The 15,765-nt window shown below is 64.6% G+C and carries 17 protein-coding genes; 3 read left to right on the top strand and 14 right to left on the bottom strand.

Annotated elements, in window-relative coordinates:
• Positions 1-6: 6 nt before the first annotated feature.
• Positions 7-624: a cysteine hydrolase gene (locus ACNQVK_RS26305; protein ID WP_418031867.1), complete on the bottom strand. Its 618-nt coding sequence runs from the start codon at positions 622-624 to the stop codon at positions 7-9.
• Positions 621-1,643, bottom strand: coding sequence for a Rieske 2Fe-2S domain-containing protein (locus ACNQVK_RS26300; protein WP_418031866.1), 1,023 nt, complete (start codon positions 1,641-1,643; stop codon positions 621-623). Before ACNQVK_RS26300 ends, ACNQVK_RS26305 begins: the two co-directional genes overlap by 4 nt.
• A gap of 154 nt (positions 1,644-1,797) precedes the next feature.
• On the opposite strand from ACNQVK_RS26300, the gene ACNQVK_RS26295 reads away from it, so the two are divergent.
• Together ACNQVK_RS26295 and ACNQVK_RS26290 are read left to right on the top strand one after the other, a co-directional pair.
• Entirely contained in the window at positions 1,798-2,232 is a 435-nt protein-coding gene (locus ACNQVK_RS26295; protein ID WP_418031865.1) for a nuclear transport factor 2 family protein, read from the top strand.
• Positions 2,233-2,294: 62 nt separating this feature from the next.
• Positions 2,295-2,900, top strand: coding sequence for a TetR/AcrR family transcriptional regulator (locus ACNQVK_RS26290; RefSeq protein ID WP_418031864.1), 606 nt, complete (start codon positions 2,295-2,297; stop codon positions 2,898-2,900).
• A gap of 11 nt (positions 2,901-2,911) precedes the next feature.
• Here ACNQVK_RS26290 and ACNQVK_RS26285 read toward each other — a convergent pair whose 3' ends face one another.
• From ACNQVK_RS26285 to ACNQVK_RS26235, 11 genes are all read right to left on the bottom strand, one after another.
• Positions 2,912-3,907, bottom strand: a complete 996-nt coding sequence (locus ACNQVK_RS26285; RefSeq protein WP_418031863.1) for an aldo/keto reductase family protein — start codon at positions 3,905-3,907, stop codon at positions 2,912-2,914.
• A 9-nt stretch (positions 3,908-3,916) separates the two neighbouring features.
• The gene (locus ACNQVK_RS26280; RefSeq protein ID WP_418031862.1) at positions 3,917-4,684 is read right to left on the bottom strand and encodes an enoyl-CoA hydratase; all 768 of its coding nucleotides are present in this window, start codon (positions 4,682-4,684) and stop codon (positions 3,917-3,919) included.
• The gene (locus ACNQVK_RS26275; RefSeq protein ID WP_418031861.1) at positions 4,681-5,532 is read right to left on the bottom strand and encodes an SMP-30/gluconolactonase/LRE family protein; all 852 of its coding nucleotides are present in this window, start codon (positions 5,530-5,532) and stop codon (positions 4,681-4,683) included. Before ACNQVK_RS26275 ends, ACNQVK_RS26280 begins: the two co-directional genes overlap by 4 nt.
• The gene (locus ACNQVK_RS26270; RefSeq protein WP_418031860.1) at positions 5,529-6,998 is read right to left on the bottom strand and encodes an acyl-CoA reductase; all 1,470 of its coding nucleotides are present in this window, start codon (positions 6,996-6,998) and stop codon (positions 5,529-5,531) included. Before ACNQVK_RS26270 ends, ACNQVK_RS26275 begins: the two co-directional genes overlap by 4 nt.
• Positions 6,995-8,416 carry a hypothetical protein gene (locus ACNQVK_RS26265; RefSeq protein WP_418031859.1) on the bottom strand — a complete coding sequence of 474 codons (1,422 nt, stop codon included), beginning with the start codon at positions 8,414-8,416 and terminating at the stop codon, positions 6,995-6,997. Before ACNQVK_RS26265 ends, ACNQVK_RS26270 begins: the two co-directional genes overlap by 4 nt.
• A gap of 88 nt (positions 8,417-8,504) precedes the next feature.
• Complete coding sequence (locus tag ACNQVK_RS26260; protein WP_418031858.1) at positions 8,505-9,110, bottom strand: TetR/AcrR family transcriptional regulator; 606 nt, start codon at positions 9,108-9,110, stop codon at positions 8,505-8,507.
• A 12-nt stretch (positions 9,111-9,122) separates the two neighbouring features.
• Positions 9,123-10,136 (bottom strand): TIGR03617 family F420-dependent LLM class oxidoreductase, encoded by a 1,014-nt coding sequence (locus tag ACNQVK_RS26255; protein ID WP_418031857.1) that lies wholly within the window; start codon positions 10,134-10,136, stop codon positions 9,123-9,125.
• A 38-nt stretch (positions 10,137-10,174) separates the two neighbouring features.
• Positions 10,175-11,161, bottom strand: a complete 987-nt coding sequence (locus tag ACNQVK_RS26250) for an alpha/beta hydrolase (protein WP_418031856.1) — start codon at positions 11,159-11,161, stop codon at positions 10,175-10,177.
• Positions 11,158-12,177: a phosphotransferase family protein gene (locus ACNQVK_RS26245; protein WP_418031855.1), complete on the bottom strand. Its 1,020-nt coding sequence runs from the start codon at positions 12,175-12,177 to the stop codon at positions 11,158-11,160. Before ACNQVK_RS26245 ends, ACNQVK_RS26250 begins: the two co-directional genes overlap by 4 nt.
• The gene (locus ACNQVK_RS26240) at positions 12,174-13,220 is read right to left on the bottom strand and encodes a TIGR03857 family LLM class F420-dependent oxidoreductase (RefSeq protein ID WP_418031854.1); all 1,047 of its coding nucleotides are present in this window, start codon (positions 13,218-13,220) and stop codon (positions 12,174-12,176) included. Before ACNQVK_RS26240 ends, ACNQVK_RS26245 begins: the two co-directional genes overlap by 4 nt.
• Entirely contained in the window at positions 13,220-13,873 is a 654-nt protein-coding gene (locus ACNQVK_RS26235; RefSeq protein ID WP_418031853.1) for a TetR/AcrR family transcriptional regulator, read from the bottom strand. The genes ACNQVK_RS26240 and ACNQVK_RS26235 overlap by 1 nt, the downstream gene beginning before the upstream one ends.
• Before the next feature lie 54 nt (positions 13,874-13,927).
• Here ACNQVK_RS26235 and ACNQVK_RS26230 point away from each other — a divergent pair, with 54 nt between their 5' ends.
• On the top strand, positions 13,928-14,791 hold the full coding sequence (locus ACNQVK_RS26230; RefSeq protein WP_418031852.1) for an SDR family oxidoreductase: 864 nt from the start codon (positions 13,928-13,930) through the stop codon (positions 14,789-14,791).
• A gap of 44 nt (positions 14,792-14,835) precedes the next feature.
• On the opposite strand, the gene ACNQVK_RS26225 is transcribed toward ACNQVK_RS26230, so the two are convergent.
• Entirely contained in the window at positions 14,836-15,744 is a 909-nt protein-coding gene (locus ACNQVK_RS26225; RefSeq protein ID WP_418031851.1) for an LLM class F420-dependent oxidoreductase, read from the bottom strand.
• Between the last annotated feature and the right edge of the window lie 21 nt (positions 15,745-15,765).

Genomic DNA, 15,765 nt, shown 5'->3' with positions numbered 1-15,765 from the left:
CGTGGGTCAGTGCTGCCAGGCGTGCAGCAGGTCCTCGGTTGTGGTGACGGTGGCCAGCAGGGACAGCGTGTTGTCGATGACCGCGTCGGCGTAGGCCGTCGGAATCCCGGCGACCGCGTCACGGGGCAGCACCACCCGGTACCCGGCGTTGACCGCGTCCATCACCAGATTGATGATCGCGATGTTCACCGAGACCCCCACGGCCACGATCGTGCGGACCCCGAGGTTGCGCAGGATCGCGTCCAGGTCGGTGCCGCCCATCGGGCCCAGGCCGTGCCAACGGGACAGCACGAGGTCGTCCGGTTCCGGGCCGAACTCGGGAAGCAACGTGGCGCCCGGGGTGCCTGGCAGAATGCCCACGTCGTTGAGGCCGATGGCGAAGATCTTGGCGTTGTGGTTGGAACCCAGCCCATCCGGGCGTCGCTGCACCAGGCAGTGCACCACCCGGGCCGAGGCGGCCCGCGCTGCCGGCAGCAGCCGGGCGATGTTGGGTAGTGCCTCCCGGCGGGCCTCGTCGGCCAGTGCGGCCAGCCCGGCGTCGGGACCGACCACGGCGCCTTGGCATTCCTGGGTGATGATCGCGGTGTGCTCGGGGGCAACCAGTTCGGTCAGGTCGATCTTCATACGTGTGCTGCGGCCCGGTTGTCGTAGACGGGAGGGACTTCGTAGAACTGGGTCGCCCACTTGCGCATGGCCATATACGGTTTCGCGTCGATCTTGGCCAGCGGCGGATGCTCGACGTACTTCTGGTAGCGCCAGATGTCGCAGTCCTCCCACACGGTCTTGAGGAACTGTTTTTCGACTTGTTTGCGTACCTGCTCGGGCGGGATGTCGGAGGTCTCACCCGGGAGTTTGGGCCACCAGATCGAATAGAACATGTCCGACACCTCGTCATCGACCGGTGTGCAGGCGAAGATCAACCGGTGGTTGGACGAGCCCTCGAACGCGCTCATGGCGAAGCCGAGCCCGGAGAAGTGACTGTGAATCCGCAGCGCCATCTTGTCCGGATCGTCACTGCGAGCATCGGGCCAGCCCGTCAGGAACCGCCATTCCTCGTCGACATGCTCCCAGTGCAGGCACACCGGGGTCACGGTCGCGCCGTGGACGTAGCGGAAATGTGAACTGTCCGGACCGTTCTCGGCCACGATCTGCGGGTGCACCGGTATCGCGTCAGCCCGGCTGGAGAACTCCGGGTAGGGGCGGTAATACGCGTCTGGGTCGGTTTCGAACTGCGGGAACTTGTGGAAGATGTCGGGCAGTTCCCACTGTGGCTCCTTGCCATCGGGCTGGTACCACATGAAGATGCAGCCGTACTGCTCCTTGACCGGGTAGGAGCGCAGCCGCAGACCACGGTTGGGCTTGTCGGGCTGATACGGGATGTAGGTGTTGTTGCCTTCGGGACCCCACCGCCAGCCGTGGAACGGGCACTCCACGCAATCGCCGACGACCTTGCCGCCGTGACCGATGTGAGCGCCCAGATGCTTGCAATGGGCTTCCAGCACATGCAGCTCGCCGGACTCGTCCCGGTAGGCGGCGAGGTCTTCACCGAAGTACTTCAGCGCCTTCACATCGCCGACCTCGTACTCGGCCGACCAGCCGATCATGAACCAGCCGGTGACCTTCCAGGTGAACGGCACTTTCATGTCCGCTGCCCTCCCGTTTCACTGCTCTCGCAATACGTACGGAAGACATTACAGTAGCTCTTTCTGCATCGAAAGGGCGCACAGTTGGAATCGGTCGACGCTCAACTGAAGCTCTTACCGTATAGTTCGCCGCAGCCGACCAGGAGGTGATCCGTTGTCCGACGACATCGAGGCGATCAAGCAGCTCAAAGCCCGCTATTGCCGGTTCCTGGATACCAAGGACATCGACGCGTGGCGGGCACTGTTCGTCGACGACGTGGTGGTGAAGCTCGACATGGCCGTCTCCACCGGAGGTGCCGACCCGCAGACGGCCCCACCGTTGAACAGCTTCGACGAGTTCTTCCCGGTGGTGTGGGGTGGTGTCGAGAACGCGGCCACGGTGCACCACTGCCACACCCCCGAGATCATGCTGACCTCCGATACCACCGCGACCGGCATCTGGGCCATGGAGGACATGTTGTTCTTCCCCGATGGCGGCGAACTGCACGGGGCGGGCCATTACCACGAGACCTACGAAAAGCGTGACGGCACATGGCAGATCACGAGTCTGCACCTGACCCGGACCCTGCTGAAGTTCAAGACCCCATAGCCGGTTCGCCAGCTGTCGCACAAGCGGCAAACTCCACGTGATCGGGCTTGTACGATCCATGAATGGCCAAGCCGCTCATCCCCGTCGAGGCGATACTTGAGCGCTCTTTGGCGATCCTGGACGCCGAGGGCGCCGATGCGCTGACGACACGACGGCTCGCGGCCGAGCTGAAGATCTCGACGCGCACGCTCTACCAGCAGGTCGGCAATCGCGACGAACTCATCCGCGCGTTGGTTTCCCGGCACTTCTCGGCGCTCCGGCTGGAGTTTCGTGAGCACAGGGACTGGGAGACCACCGTCCTGCAGTGGTGCAAAGGGCTGCATGACGCCTTGCGAGCACATCCGTATCTCACTGAACTGATGACGATCGATGACCGTGCCGCTGTGATGGACTATGTAGACGAGTTGATGAAATCGACTTTGAATGAGGGGATTCCGAAGAGTCTCGCGGTCGATTGTTCACGAGCCCTGGTGAATCTCACCATCAACCACACAGTGATGGAGGTGCGCGCACTGCACGAGCCCAAACTGTCGGAAGGCTCGGCAGCTGAGCACCGTCGTATCGAAAAGAACTTCCTGACGACGATTCGATGGATCCTGGTCGGAGTGCGCGCCGACGCTCACGCACAGGCCGAGCGTTCACGCACGCGGGCGACCGCCGAGAAGTAATCAGGCCGGCGTTACCGGCGCAGAACACCCTCGACGGCACCCACTGCGAGTTTGGGTTGGGTCACCGCCACCGCGCCCAGAACGCTGTCGATACGCGCGAGGATCCCCTCGTCGAGTGACACACCAGATGCCGCGGCGTTGGCATACACCTGCTCAGGGCGCGATGCTCCGGTGATCGCCGACGCCACCTCCGGACGCCGCAACACCCACGCAAGCGCCATCGTAGCCAGGTTCAACCCGGCATCTGCTGCGATCGGGACCAACTGTTGAACGGCATCGAGGACGTCGTCGTTGTACCGGCCCCGGGCAATGCCCATGGTCGGGCTGGCGAACCGGCTGTCCGCCGGAACCTCCTGTCCTGGTTTGTATTTACCCGTCAACACCCCCTGGGCCAGCGGCGACCAGACGATCTGGGAGACCCCGCGTGACGCGCACAGCTCGAACACCTCGGCCTCGGGGCCGCGCCACAGCATCGAATACTGGGGCTGGGAGGATACGAACAATCCCTCTCCGCCGATCTCGACGGCAGCCCGGATCTGCTTCGGGGTCCATTCGCTGAAACCGATGTAGCGCGCCTTGCCGGACCGGACCACGTCCTGGAACGCTTCAACCGTCTCCTCCAACGGCACATTGATGTCGAAGCGGTGGGCCTGATACAGGTCGATGTAGTCGGTTCGCAGCCGTTGCAGTGACGCATCGAGTTGCTTGTGGATCTGCGCGGCGGACAGACCGAAGTCGGCCGGGTCCTCCGACATCGGTGCGAACAGCTTGGTGGCCAACACATACGTGGCGCGCGGATGTGCCGAGAGGATCTCACCCCACGCTGACTCGGCGCTGCCCTGGCCGTAGGCATTGGCGGTGTCGAAGAAGTTGATCCCGGCGTCCAACGCGGCGGCGGTGCAGGCCCTGGTCTGGTCGAACTCGATCCCGCCGGAGAAGGTCAGCCATGACCCCAATGAGATCTCGGAGGCCTGTAGATCGGATGTACCCAGCTGTCGGTAACGCATCAGTGCCTCTCAGTGATCGGATTCGGGGGTGCGTTGGCGCGCGACGGTAGCCCTGCCGGCCGCGCCGAACGCCTCAAGGTCATAGGTTCGGCCGACGCTGAGGGCGGTTTCGGCGGCCAGGGCACCGGCCAGGGACAGGTCCTCTCCCCGCGCGTAGAGGCCTAGCATCTCGCCGACGGCGGTATTGCCGGGAATGCGGTGCGCGATCGCCATGACGGTGTCCATCAGATCGTCTTGGGGCACTACCTGATTCACCAGTCCGAGGCGCAGGGCCTCGTGCGCGTCGACGAATTCCCCGGTAATCGACATCTGCCGCGCCTTTCGGATCCCGACGGCGCGGGGGAGCAGTGCCGTGAGACCCCAGGTGGGGACGACACCGAGCAGTGCGTGGGTGTCGGCGAAGCGGGCCTTCTCCGACGCGATGATGAACGAACAGCTCAGCGCCATTTCCAGGGCACCCGATACGCACGCGCCGTTGACCGCACAGATCGTCGGCGTGCGCATGGCACGTAGAGCGACTGCCGGTGTGATGTCGAGCGGACCACCGTTCTCCCCGGGACCTCGTTCGAGCTGTTTGAAATCGACGCCCGCCGAGAACACCGGGCCCGCGCCGGTGAGAACCACGGCACGGATACCGTCATCGCGGTCCGCGGCGGCGAGGGTGTCACGCAGCGCGGACCGCACCGGTCCGTTGAGCGCGTTCTTCGATTCGGGACGGTCGATCGTGAGGATACGAACTCCGTCGTCGTCACGAATCTCTAAGTACGGCAAAGTCATCGTCTGTTCCCATTGTCGGATGCGCCATGCGGTGAGGTGATTCGCAGCAGGGCCCCGCGATGTGCGGCCGTCACGTACAGCTCGTCCTCGGTGGCTCCGAAGCAGACATTTGTCGGCAACGCACCCGACCCCAGTTCGGCTCGTCCCATGGTCTCTCCGGAGGCGCTGACCCGATCGAGCCGATCCCCTCCGGTCAGTGCGACCCAGGCGCTCCCATCAACGCCGACTGCCATGCCGTCAGGCCATCCGCCGGCGAACTGGCACAGCGTTTCTCGTGCCTCCCAGCGGCCGATGTCATAGGAATACAGGGCTGCCTCGCTCGTCGAGGTGACCATCAGGCGGCTGTTGTCGGGGCTGAAGCCGAGACCGTTGAGGAACAGCGGGCCGTCGTCGAGGATCAATTCGGAGGCGCCCGTATCGGTATCGACTGCCCAGATCCAGCCCGCCAGGTTCGGGTCGGGGTGAAAGAAGTCGACTTCGTCGCGGGTGTCGGTGACCCACAATCGGCCGTCGGGCCCGAAGGCCAGGTCATTGGGCGCACCCATCCCGGTGGCCAGGTGGTCGACCGCACCGTCGCGGATCACCTGGACGCCGGGCTCGGCCGCGCCGCTACCGCCGAAGATGCCACCGTTTTGCGCGACGTAGAAGGTACCGTCCGGCCCGACAGCCAGACCGTTGGGGCCGCCGCCGGTGACGATGCTCTCGACGGCACCGCCGGGCTCGATCAGATAGACGCAGCCGTGACTGATCGAGGTCACCGCGATCCGCCCGTCGGGCAGACACGCCGGCCCCTCGGTGAATCCCAGTCCTTCGGCCAGTACGTCCGTTCTTATCGGGAAGCTCGTCATGCACTGCCACCGAGCAGTTCGGGGGCCCGCCACAACGGAAAGACTCGATCGGGTTCGCAGTGCTCGTCGACGATCCACTTGCACATACGGCGTACCGGCTCGATGGCGTCCTGCGGAATTTCGAAGTTCACGCTGGCCGCGTAACCCAGCGAGACGAATCGCTGCGCCCCGAACAATGCCAGTCGGTCTCTCAGTCGGGTCTTCAGGGATTCCGGATAGATGCCGATCGTCTGGGTATACGCGTTGACGGCGTCGGTGACCTTGTCGATCGAGTCGACCGGCACGATGTTGGCGACCCGGCCGGACAGCATCGTCGAGTAGTGCACCGGTTCGTCGAGTTGGGACACCACGATCGCCCCTTCGGCGTTCTCGCCGCCGAAGACCCGGTACCAGTCCTCGGTCAACCGCGACCCTTCGATGTTCTCCAGGAGCGTCTTGTTGACGACTTTCGGTGTGGTGCTGATGAAATCGGGCAGGTTGACCATGGCTTCGTAGACGAGTTCGCCCAGTCGGTTGGCTCTTTCGAGCCCCGTCTCGTCGGTTCCGGACAAGACGTAGATGACCCGCGCGTTCACGCAGCCCTCCTGGTTGCCCGCGCCGATATCGCAGGCAGCGCGCTGGGCGACCTCATGCACGGTTTCCTCGCTGTCGAAGGCCTCCGGGCCGATGATGGTGGCGCTGCGCTTGGGATCGAGCGCGATCAACTCGAGACCGGGCTGGATGTAGCGGGTCACATGTTTCACCGAAGCCAAACCACCCCAGGCTACGATCTTTTCGATGTGCTCGGGACGATAGAGCTGTTCCTCGACCGGCTCGTCGCCACCCTTCCAATACCCGACGGCCAGGTGGCGTGTGATCGGGTGGTCGGGCGCGATGTCGTACAACGTCCGGGCGATTGCCACTGCCGTCAAGGGATCGTTGGACGGCGCCTTGATGATCGCGTCGCTGCGGGTCAATGCGGTTCTCAGCACGGTGATTCCGGCGACCAGGCCGCCGTTGCCGGCCGGGATGTGCAGGGTTCGCGCGCCGAATGCCCGGACCTTGATCTCCCGGCCGTCGATGAGAGTCTGCGGTACCCAGCCCTCCAGGTAGTCGATGCCGACCTGGATGTCGGCAAGTTCGCGCATCTGCTCGCGGTTGAACATCGCGGGCAGCGCGACGTACCCCGTGCGAAGGATCGACTCGGACATCGGGTTCGACACCAGGCACGCCTCGAAAGCCTCCTGGATGTGGACATTGGTGTCGAAGGCCAAAGCGGTGCCCAGTTCGGTGAGAACGTCGAGGATCTCGTCGAACGTGACGTCGTAGAGGTCGGCCAATTCGGCGGGGCTTCGCAACGGCAGCCGTTCGACGTACTTGGCCGGATCCGGCGCGGCGAAGGTGTGGTCGAGCCGGCCGGCGAACGGGATCAGGTCGTCGGTGATGAGCTCGCCACGAATGAACAGAGGAACGGTGAACTCGCTCATCCCTGGAACTCCTTGAGGAAGTCGATGGCTTCGTTCTGCACCTCGTGCGTGGCGGCGCAGGAGATCTTGTCCTCCTCGGCGTCTTTCTTCTCCGAGAAGCGCACGATGTCGTGCTCCAGCGCCACGGTGGTGCGTCCGCACGGGCACGGCTCAGAGAAGTCCAGTGTGACCTCGTCGCCTGTCATGACCGCACCCCAATGGCTTTGGTTGTATACGTCGTACACCGCGAAACGCCCGGTCTGCCTTCCGGAGCGAGGGGAGGGCTCGTTGGTGACCGGGTCGAGGACGAATGGGATCACCCATGGCTGGATGTGGTAGCGACCCTGTTCGCAGGCGAAGTGCACGCCGTTGTGCTCGGAGAACGAATAGCCCTCCTGGATCCGCGGTACGCCGTAGAACTGCCTGATCACGTCCATGTAGTTCTCGGGCAGCACTTGGCCTTTGGCGCCGCCGCCGGTGAGGATCGCTGAATCGGGGGCGAAGTCGGCACGCACGCCCTCGGCCAGTCCGGCAGAGGCCAGGGCGTACATCAGCGGATAGGTGTTGAGCATGAAGACCCGTTTGCCGGCCAATTGGTTGGTCAGGCGGGTGAGGAATTCAGGGACCTCGGTGGCCTGACGGGTCTGCATGGCGATGAATTCGTCCTTGCGGGCGGCCAGCTTGGGGTCGAGCTCGAGCCGGTCCAACTCGCCCTTCGCCGCCGCGGCGCGCATCTTGTTGGCCAGGAACATCAAATCGGTGTCCATCGCCCCGGAATACAGTGCGTGGAAACGACTTTCGTCACCACCGGTGAACTCGCGCTTGAGCCACGGGACCATCCGGGTCATGCCGAACCGGCCCTCGCTGTAGTTCGGCCAGATCACATCCACGGCTGGCCGGAGTTCGTCCTCGGTGGGTTCGTTGCCGAAAGTCTGGAACACCATCATCTTCCAGATCTGCATCCCCTCGACGGTGGTGTCGTCGTCCTTGGGGATGATCGAGAACGTGCCGGTGGTGCCCGACGAGGTGACGAGTTGCACGGGCGTCTGGCTTTCCAGACAGTCGAGCCATTCGTCGATGCTCTCGGCACCGCTGACGTCCACCTGAGAGAGGTCATAGCAGGTCAGCTTGTCGAGCCAGCGGGTCAGCAGGTCCCAGCGCTTGTTGTCGAGCAGCGCGGCCGGGTAGGACTTGTAGGCGGTGTGAGAGAACATCAGCGGCACGATGTCGTCGAACTGCTCCACTGAGGCGACACCGAGGCGGTCGGTGAGCTTGCGGACCATCTCGATGGTGTCGCGGTGCTGGGCGAAGCGGAGCGTCATCGCTTCGCGCTGGAGTTCCTCGAGGTCGCCGCGGGGGATGCTGTGCATCGTGGTCACCGACTCACCGCAGTAGGTGAGTGGATGGTTCATGAATGTCTCGACGTCGTGGGATGTCACTTCTCGCCTCCGATTGAACTGACGGGGTCCTTTGGCTACCGGGCGCACGCCGTGGCAGGGTGCAGGAATTTAAGGTAACAACGGTTTTTTAACCGTAACCCCGTGTGGCGCCGGATACAAGAGCGTTCGTGGTTCTCGTCTCGGCGAGTACGCCGGCCAGGATCCAGCCGACGGACGTGCCGAAATTGGTCTCGGACTCCAGGTCTGCGTCAGAGGATTCCCGGGACAGCTTGGGTTCGCGTGATGCGCGGACTTCCATCACGGTGTGGTTGATGGTCAGATTGACCAAGGCGCGAGAACAGTCGAGTGCGATGCGCGGTGGAATGCCCTCGCGCACAGACACATCGATCAGATCGCCGAGGTAGTCCATGATCGGCGCGGCATCGGCGTTGGTCATGAGCTCGGTGAGGTGCGGATGGGCGAGTAGCGCCTCGCGCAGGCGGTGACACCACTGCTCGGCCGTCGCCTCCCACGTGCCCTGGCGGTGAAACTCCACGCGCACCCGTGACAGGTGGCGCGCCACCAGCGCGCGGATCAGTTCGTCCCGACTGCCGATCTGCTGGTACAGCGTGCGGGTCGAGATCTTCAACTCGGCAGCCAGTCGGCGCGTGGTCAGGCTCTCGACCCCTTCGGTGTCGAGAAGTGTCAGTGCGCGCTCGTAGATCGCGTCGGCGGCGATCAACGGCCTGGGCACCTCCGGGCCCGATCAGCCCAGTCGTTGAACGGCGCTGACCAGATCGGCCACGTTGTCCGGATCCGGCGTATAGCCGGGGAAGTAGCAGCAGACGTCGGACGCATAGGCGCCATAGCGTTGATGGATCTGCATGGCGCATTCCTCGGGGGTGCCGACCACGCCGTAGGTCCGTACGGTGTCCTCGTCGATGAGTGTGGCCATGCCCGGATAGTCCCCGGCCTTCGACAATTCGTTGAGGCGAGGTTGGAGGTGCTCCAGCCCCTCGGCTTCCAGGACCGGGCGGTAATTGGGTGTCGACGCGTAGAAGGCGATCAGGTTCGCGACTCGAGAGACCGCGTGCGCGATTTGTTCCTCCGAGCGTCCGACCGCCACCATGGCTTGGGCGATGATCTGCAGGTGGGACAAAGTGCGGCCGGAGCGCTGAAGTCCCTCATCGATTGCCGGGACGGTCCGCTCGGAGAAGTGACGGGCACTGTTGAACGGCATAACCAGCAGCCCATCGGCCACCTCGGCGGCCTTGCGGGTCATCAACGGCCCCAGTGCCCCCATCAACACCGGCGGGGGCCCGAACGGATTGGCTCCGGGGTCGAAGTTCGGGGGCATCAGGGTGTGAGTGAAGTACTCGCCGCGAAACTTCAACGGTGCCTTTCCTTCCCAGGCATCGAAGATGGCCTTCACGGCGGCGACGGACTCGGCCATGCGGGCAGCGGGCTTGCCCCACTCGCTGCCGTAGCGCTTCTCGATGTGCACCCGGATCTGTGAACCCAGGCCGAGGCGAAACCGGCCGGAGCTGTAGCACTGCAGATCGTAGGCGGCGTGCGCCAGATGCAGCGGGCTGCGCGGGCCCGCGATCGCCACGTTGGTCATCAGCTCCAACTCGGTCTCGGCCGCGGCAACCAGGAGTGGGAAGAAGACGTCGTGTTGTCCCTCGAACGAGAACGCGCCGTCGGCGCCGAGCTCAGCGATCTGCCGCGCGCTCTTGCTTGCTCTGTCTGGCGCGCCATCGACCTGCAGCTGAATTCGCACGAGTGACCATCCTCTCGCCCGCGCCTGGTTCCGGCGCGCTAGAAAACCACTGTTGTTTTAACCCACGGGGAGCTGAGTTGGCAAGCCCGCGTCCAGCCAACGCTCGATTGCCGCATAGCTGTCCTGGGCGTTGCGCTGCAGGCATTGCATGTGCCCGGCGCCGGCACCACCTCGAAGTCGAAGTTGTCTGTCACGGAATCGTGCACCCGCGTGATCGTGTCGAAAGTCGTTGTTTCGCCGAGGTTATTGTCGATGAGCAGGGCATCGTGTTCGCCGACCACCGCCAAGGTCGGTATGGTCACGCTGCGGATGAGGGGCCCGGCAAGCGCGGCGTCGCGCAGTTCGGCCTTGGTCGCCGCACCCTTGATGGCACCGTCAAAGGCCATGACCGCGGGATCCGTGGCGGGACCCCAGAACCGGAGTTCGTCGACACCGAGGCCTTCGCGGGGAACGAGGTAGTCGCCGTCGACAAGGCCGGCCAGTTCGGGTTTGCCTTCGACGGCGGGGACGAAGGCAAAGTCGAACAGCTCGTCACCCATCTCGGCCGTGCCGTCGACTGGCAGGTATCCGGTCAGTACCAGGGCGTCCGGGCCGCCGTGATCGGCGACGCTCGTCCCGCTGATCACCGAACCTATCGAGTGGCCGACCAGCACGATCCGGGAAAACTCCGGAACCCCGGTGATCGCGCCGTTTCGTATCGCACCGATCACCTGCGCGATGCCGTCACCCTGCGCACTGACCGTGACCTCCCGGCCCGGAGGTCGGGAACTGTGGCCGCAGCCGATCCGGTCGAGGTTGAGGGTTGCGATGCCACGTTCGGCGGCCCATGCGACATACGAGTACCGCTTCGGTTCCATCGGCCAGTCCCAATACCGGTGATCGGCACCGGCGCCGTGGACCAAGATGTGCAGCTCGTCGCGACGAAGGTCGTCGGGGACGGTCAGCCAGCCAGACAGGTGCCATTCGGGCCATGACGAGCCGGCGGTGGCCTCGGTGGTGAGTGACAGGTGGCGGCGGTTGATCATCGCTGTGCAGCCTGTTCGATGATCCGTTCCCATTCGCCGACGACGATGTTGTCGTTGTCGATGGTCTCGACGGGCATGCCCCACTTGAGCATTGCGCGCGTACCGGTGACGCACAGGATCGTCGCGCCGAATGCGGTCCAATAGTCCCGATTGCCCACGGTGCGACCCGTTTTGGCCTCCCAGTACGCCCATGTCTCGTCTGCGGTCGGTATGCCGGTGGCCGGCCGGTCGGTGAGCAGGCGGGTGAAGGCCTCCTGCATCACGCAGTAGCCGATGTCGGCTGCCGGGTTTCCGATGTAGGCCACTTCGAAGTCGACGAGAGTGTGGACGCTGATTCCGCGCAGCAAGGCGTTGCCCAGGCGGGCATCTCCCATGCACAGCGCGGGATCGTTGTCGGCCTCAGCGGGAATGTGGTCGGCGAGCCAGTCGATGATGGCCAGTTGCCGCGGTACCAGGTGCGCCGGCGCGGCGTCGGTGAGTGATCGTCGCCAGTAGGCGAGCACGTCGACCACGCCGTTGGCCCCGTACTTGGCCGGCACGGAGCCCGCATCGATCGCGTGCAGGCCGCCGAGCGTATCGAGGAACGACCACCAGGTGGCGCGTTGAGTCTGGGTGTCGGTATCGCGGAACCAGCCGTCCCCGTGAAAGCTCGCCGGCGTGTCCTCGGGCACGCCATGGCCGTCGACAAGCTCCATGACGAAGCATGGCACCCCTAGCGTCTCGCCGGCGGTGTCGATGGCGAGGACCTCGGGGACGGGCGCGCCGGCCTGCCGGGCGGCTGCCAGGATCCGCCCCTCGCGGGCGGCATCGCAGTCGTAGACCAGGCCGCCGTCGTTCGCGGCCTTCAGCACGACGGCCCGTTTTCCCGCGGCGGTGAGCAGATCGAGTCGCCAAGCACCGCTGGAGTTTCCGCCACCTATCCGGTCGGCCTCGATACCGACCAATGACGGCTCGAGGGTGGTTCTGAGCCAGGACGTGAGCCGCTGGATGTCCAGCTCGCCGGTTGCGGCGCTCACAGCTGGTATGCCTTCACGATCGGGGCCAGCTCTTGCGGCGTCGCGCCGTGCATGATGACGCCGTCGCAGCCTATGGCGAGCTGGTTGCGGATGGCTGTGGCGCATTGTTCGGGACTTCCTGATGCCGACGGCGCCAGCCACTCGTCGGGGAACAGTGTCGCGATGTGTTCGAGTTGCTCGGTGGTGGCCAGACCGTCGATCGAACCAGGGATGCTCTGCACCACGTCGTCTTGGCGGAACCGTTGCAGCACGGCGGGGTCCCAGTCGTTGATCGTGATCATGAGTTCCCCGTAGCCCTGGAGATAGGTGGCCAGCCGCCCGACAGACTTCTTGAGCCGCAACGACTCCGGGATGTGATCGCCGATGGTGGCGAAACACGACCAGACCTTGACCCGGTCGGGATCGCGTCCGGCCCGTTCGGCTGCCTGTTTCGCCGTCTGCACGCTGCGCTGGGTGGCCTCGTCGGTGAAGTAGGTGTGCAGGATGACCTCGTCGAAGCAGCGCCCGCCCAGCTTGAGCGAGTTCGGACCGAGGGCGACCAGGCTCATCGGCAGGTAGCCATCCAGCGAGCTGTCGAGTTGCAGGACCGGCCACGAGCCGCACGGCCCGTCATGACCGAGGATCGTCTCGCCACGGAAAAGCCGACGCATGATGCCGACGAAATCCTCCAGTTGAGCTGTGGTGATGTGCGGGATGCCGAAGACGTCCTGCATGAGCTTCACCCCGCGGGCCAGGCCGAGCACAAAACGACCGTCGGTCAGGCTCTGGACGGTGCGGGCCATTCCCGCGGTGATCATCGGGTGGCGCGTGTTGTGGTTGGTGGCGGCGCAGTGGATGAGGATCCGGTCGGTGACTGCGCCGGTGGCGCCACACAGTGCGCCGATCTCCTTGAGGTTGAAGCGCTCTGAGATGAACGCGGTGCCCAGGCCCATCTGCTCGGCCTCACGGACCTCGGTCAAGCCGGTCCGAGCGGTGGTGGGCTGGCCGCCCAGCGCATAGAAGCCGAGTTCAGGATGGTGGGGGCGGGTCGTCGCGTCGCTCATCAGGCGTCCTTTGGGGTGAGGGCCTGCCGCCACATGGCGATCAGGGATGTGTGGACTCCCTTGGCGCGCCGGTCTGATCCTGTGGTCCAGGTGTTTTCGATGAGCAGGCGCTGACCGGTGCCGGTCATCGACGTCACGAGAGCCAGGTAGGTGACATCGGGCTGCAGGGCAGGGTCGATCGACCCGTCCTGCTGGCCGGCCTTGAACAGCTCGAAGAACGGATCGCCGGCAACGTGGGAGATCGTGGCCCGCTCGGCGTCTTCCTCGCCGGACAACCCTTGCTCGCGGAAGGAGAAGTCGTAGAAACTGAAGAAACGGGTCATCTCGGGGTGCGCCCTGGCGTACTCGAAGCTGAGGTCGAACCGTGCCAACAAGAGTTCGCGTGCATTGGCCTTCTTCGGTAACCGGGGTTCGAGATACGCCTCCAGTTCGGCGATGAGGGTCCGAGCGGTGTGCAGGACGGCAGTGCCCAGTGTGGGGAAGTACTTGTAGAAAGTCGGGCGGGTGATGCCCGCACGGTCGGCCAGGTCGCCCACTTTGAGTGGGATGTTTCCCTCCGCGACAAGATCCACCGCGGCTCGGACAACTGAAATGCGTTGTTGTTCGGCCAGATCCAGCCAGCGTTGGGACGGGGCCCGTGCACCTTCTGCCATGAAAGCGCACATTACCATTGACATGGTGTTAACGGATAGGCCACGATTCTCGGCATGTCACGTAATCGTTCAACCGTCGTGCAGGGCAGTCCCACCGTGTTGGTGACCGGAGCAGGGCGCGGGCTGGGCCATGTCGCCGCAGTCAGGCTCGCGGCTTCGGGCTGGCAGGTCTACGCCGGCGTGCGCAACGCTGCCGACGCCCAGCGGATGGCCGAAAAAACAAATGTCACATCGGTTATCGTCGACGTCACAAACGAAGAGCATCTGGCGAAGCTGCCCTCGCAACTACCCGAACGGCTCGACGCGTTGGTGAGCAATGCCGGGGTCGCGGTCGGCGGGCCGATTGAGACCTTGACCCTCGACGACCTGCGCTGGCAGTTGGACGTCAACGTGATCGGTGCTGTCGGGGTCACCCAGGCCGTGCTCCCGTTGATTCGCAAAGCACACGGACGCATCGTGTTCATCTCCTCGACCAGCGGTCGGGTGGCCACCCCCTCGCTGGGCGCCTACGGGGCCTCCAAATTCGCATTGGAAGCCATTGGCGACTCGCTGCGAAATGAACTGCGGCCCTGGGGGATCACAGTCAGCCTGATCGAGCCGGGTCAGATCGACACCGATATGAGCAAGGGCTCTCACGAGCAACATGAGGAGAACATCGCCAAGATGAGTCCTGGGCATCAGAAGTTGTACGCCAAGCACTCCGAGGGAATGCACAAGGCGATCGACCTGATGGACGGCGTGATCTCCTCGCCGGAGGAGATCACCGTGGCGATCGAACGTGCGCTCACCGACAAGCGCCCACGCGCGCGCTATCTCGTCGGCAAAGGCTCGCGGGCACACGCCTACACCCGCATCCTGCCGTCGCCGATGGCCGATGCCATCTTCTCCAAGGCGACCGGGATCCCGAAGCGGGTGTAGGGGCGGACCCGGGAGCGTCAAAAAGTTTGACGAGATCGCGCGGGCTAACCGATCATCTCCGCGCCGAACGCCTTGATGTAGTCGAGCGCGTCCTGTGGGCTGCTGCCATCGACATGAACGACGGCCCAGGTCGCGCCGTACTCAGCGAGCTCGGAGAGCACGTCGCGGGTATGCGTCACCGACGCGTCGTCATCGAGATCGACGAACGGACACACCACCTGGATGTCGACCGTCGACGGGTCCCGGCCGGCGTCGGCGAGCCGATTGCGCAGTCGCGCTGCGGCGGCCCCGAACTGCTCGGCATTCTCGATGGCCGCGGTGCGCATCGTCGACGCCATCCCCGCCGCGGCGATGATCGGCATCCATCCGTCACCGTGTTCGACGACTCGCCGAATGGCTGCGGCGCCGTTCCCGCCGATCCAGATCGGCGGATGGGGCCGCTGGATCGGATGTTGCAGATGGACCACGCCGACGGCCTCGAAATCAACACCGGTAAAAGGTGTTTCCGGTTCGGTCCAAATAGAACGCAGTGCCGTCAGGGCCTCGTCGAGCAGCTCGGCGCGGCGGTCGATGTCTACGCCCACCGCCGAGAACTCCGATCGCAGGTAGCCCGCTCCGACGCCCGCGATGAGCCGGCCGCTTGATACCAGGTCGAGGCTTCCCAGCGCCTTGGCCGCCAGGTACGGATTTCGGAACGGGAGCACGTACAGGTTGGTCATCAGGCGAATCCGCGACGTGACCGCCGCCATGAAACTCAGCGCGGCGATCGGGTCCAGGGTGTTGTGGCCGCCGTTGTTCCGCCACTTGACCGACGGAGCTGGATGCTCGCTGAGCGCGACGGCCGAGAAGCCCGCAGCCTCGGCCTGGGTGGCGACTCCGCTGATGACGTCGGACTGCAGGAAATCGTCAGGTGCGGTGGGCAGCTCGCTGGGGTATTCCAAGGTGTATTTCAAGGATCTCCCCAATCCGGTCCG

It is taken from the genome of Mycobacterium sp. 134, from assembly GCF_048282715.1.
GTDB lineage: Bacteria > Actinomycetota > Actinomycetes > Mycobacteriales > Mycobacteriaceae > Mycobacterium > Mycobacterium septicum.
The sequence above is the reverse complement of the archived record's forward strand: the minus strand, read 5'-3'. Positions and strand labels throughout refer to the sequence as shown.

Bases quoted from the DNA above. Each gene is read 5' to 3' on its own strand.
- ACNQVK_RS26285 (WP_418031863.1), bottom strand. From the start codon at position 3,907: ATGCGTTACCGACAGCTGGGTACATCCGATCTACAGGCCTCCGAGATC.
- ACNQVK_RS26290 (WP_418031864.1), top strand. From the start codon at position 2,295: ATGGCCAAGCCGCTCATCCCCGTCGAGGCGATACTTGAGCGCTCTTTG.
- ACNQVK_RS26275 (WP_418031861.1), bottom strand. From the start codon at position 5,532: ATGACGAGCTTCCCGATAAGAACGGACGTACTGGCCGAAGGACTGGGA.
- ACNQVK_RS26270 (WP_418031860.1), bottom strand. From the start codon at position 6,998: ATGAGCGAGTTCACCGTTCCTCTGTTCATTCGTGGCGAGCTCATCACC.
- ACNQVK_RS26280 (WP_418031862.1), bottom strand. From the start codon at position 4,684: ATGACTTTGCCGTACTTAGAGATTCGTGACGACGACGGAGTTCGTATC.
- ACNQVK_RS26240 (WP_418031854.1), bottom strand. From the start codon at position 13,220: ATGAGCGACGCGACGACCCGCCCCCACCATCCTGAACTCGGCTTCTAT.
- ACNQVK_RS26230 (WP_418031852.1), top strand. From the start codon at position 13,928: ATGTCACGTAATCGTTCAACCGTCGTGCAGGGCAGTCCCACCGTGTTG.
- ACNQVK_RS26250 (WP_418031856.1), bottom strand. From the start codon at position 11,161: ATGATCAACCGCCGCCACCTGTCACTCACCACCGAGGCCACCGCCGGC.
- ACNQVK_RS26300 (WP_418031866.1), bottom strand. From the start codon at position 1,643: ATGAAAGTGCCGTTCACCTGGAAGGTCACCGGCTGGTTCATGATCGGC.
- ACNQVK_RS26305 (WP_418031867.1), bottom strand. From the start codon at position 624: ATGAAGATCGACCTGACCGAACTGGTTGCCCCCGAGCACACCGCGATC.
- ACNQVK_RS26235 (WP_418031853.1), bottom strand. From the start codon at position 13,873: ATGGCAGAAGGTGCACGGGCCCCGTCCCAACGCTGGCTGGATCTGGCC.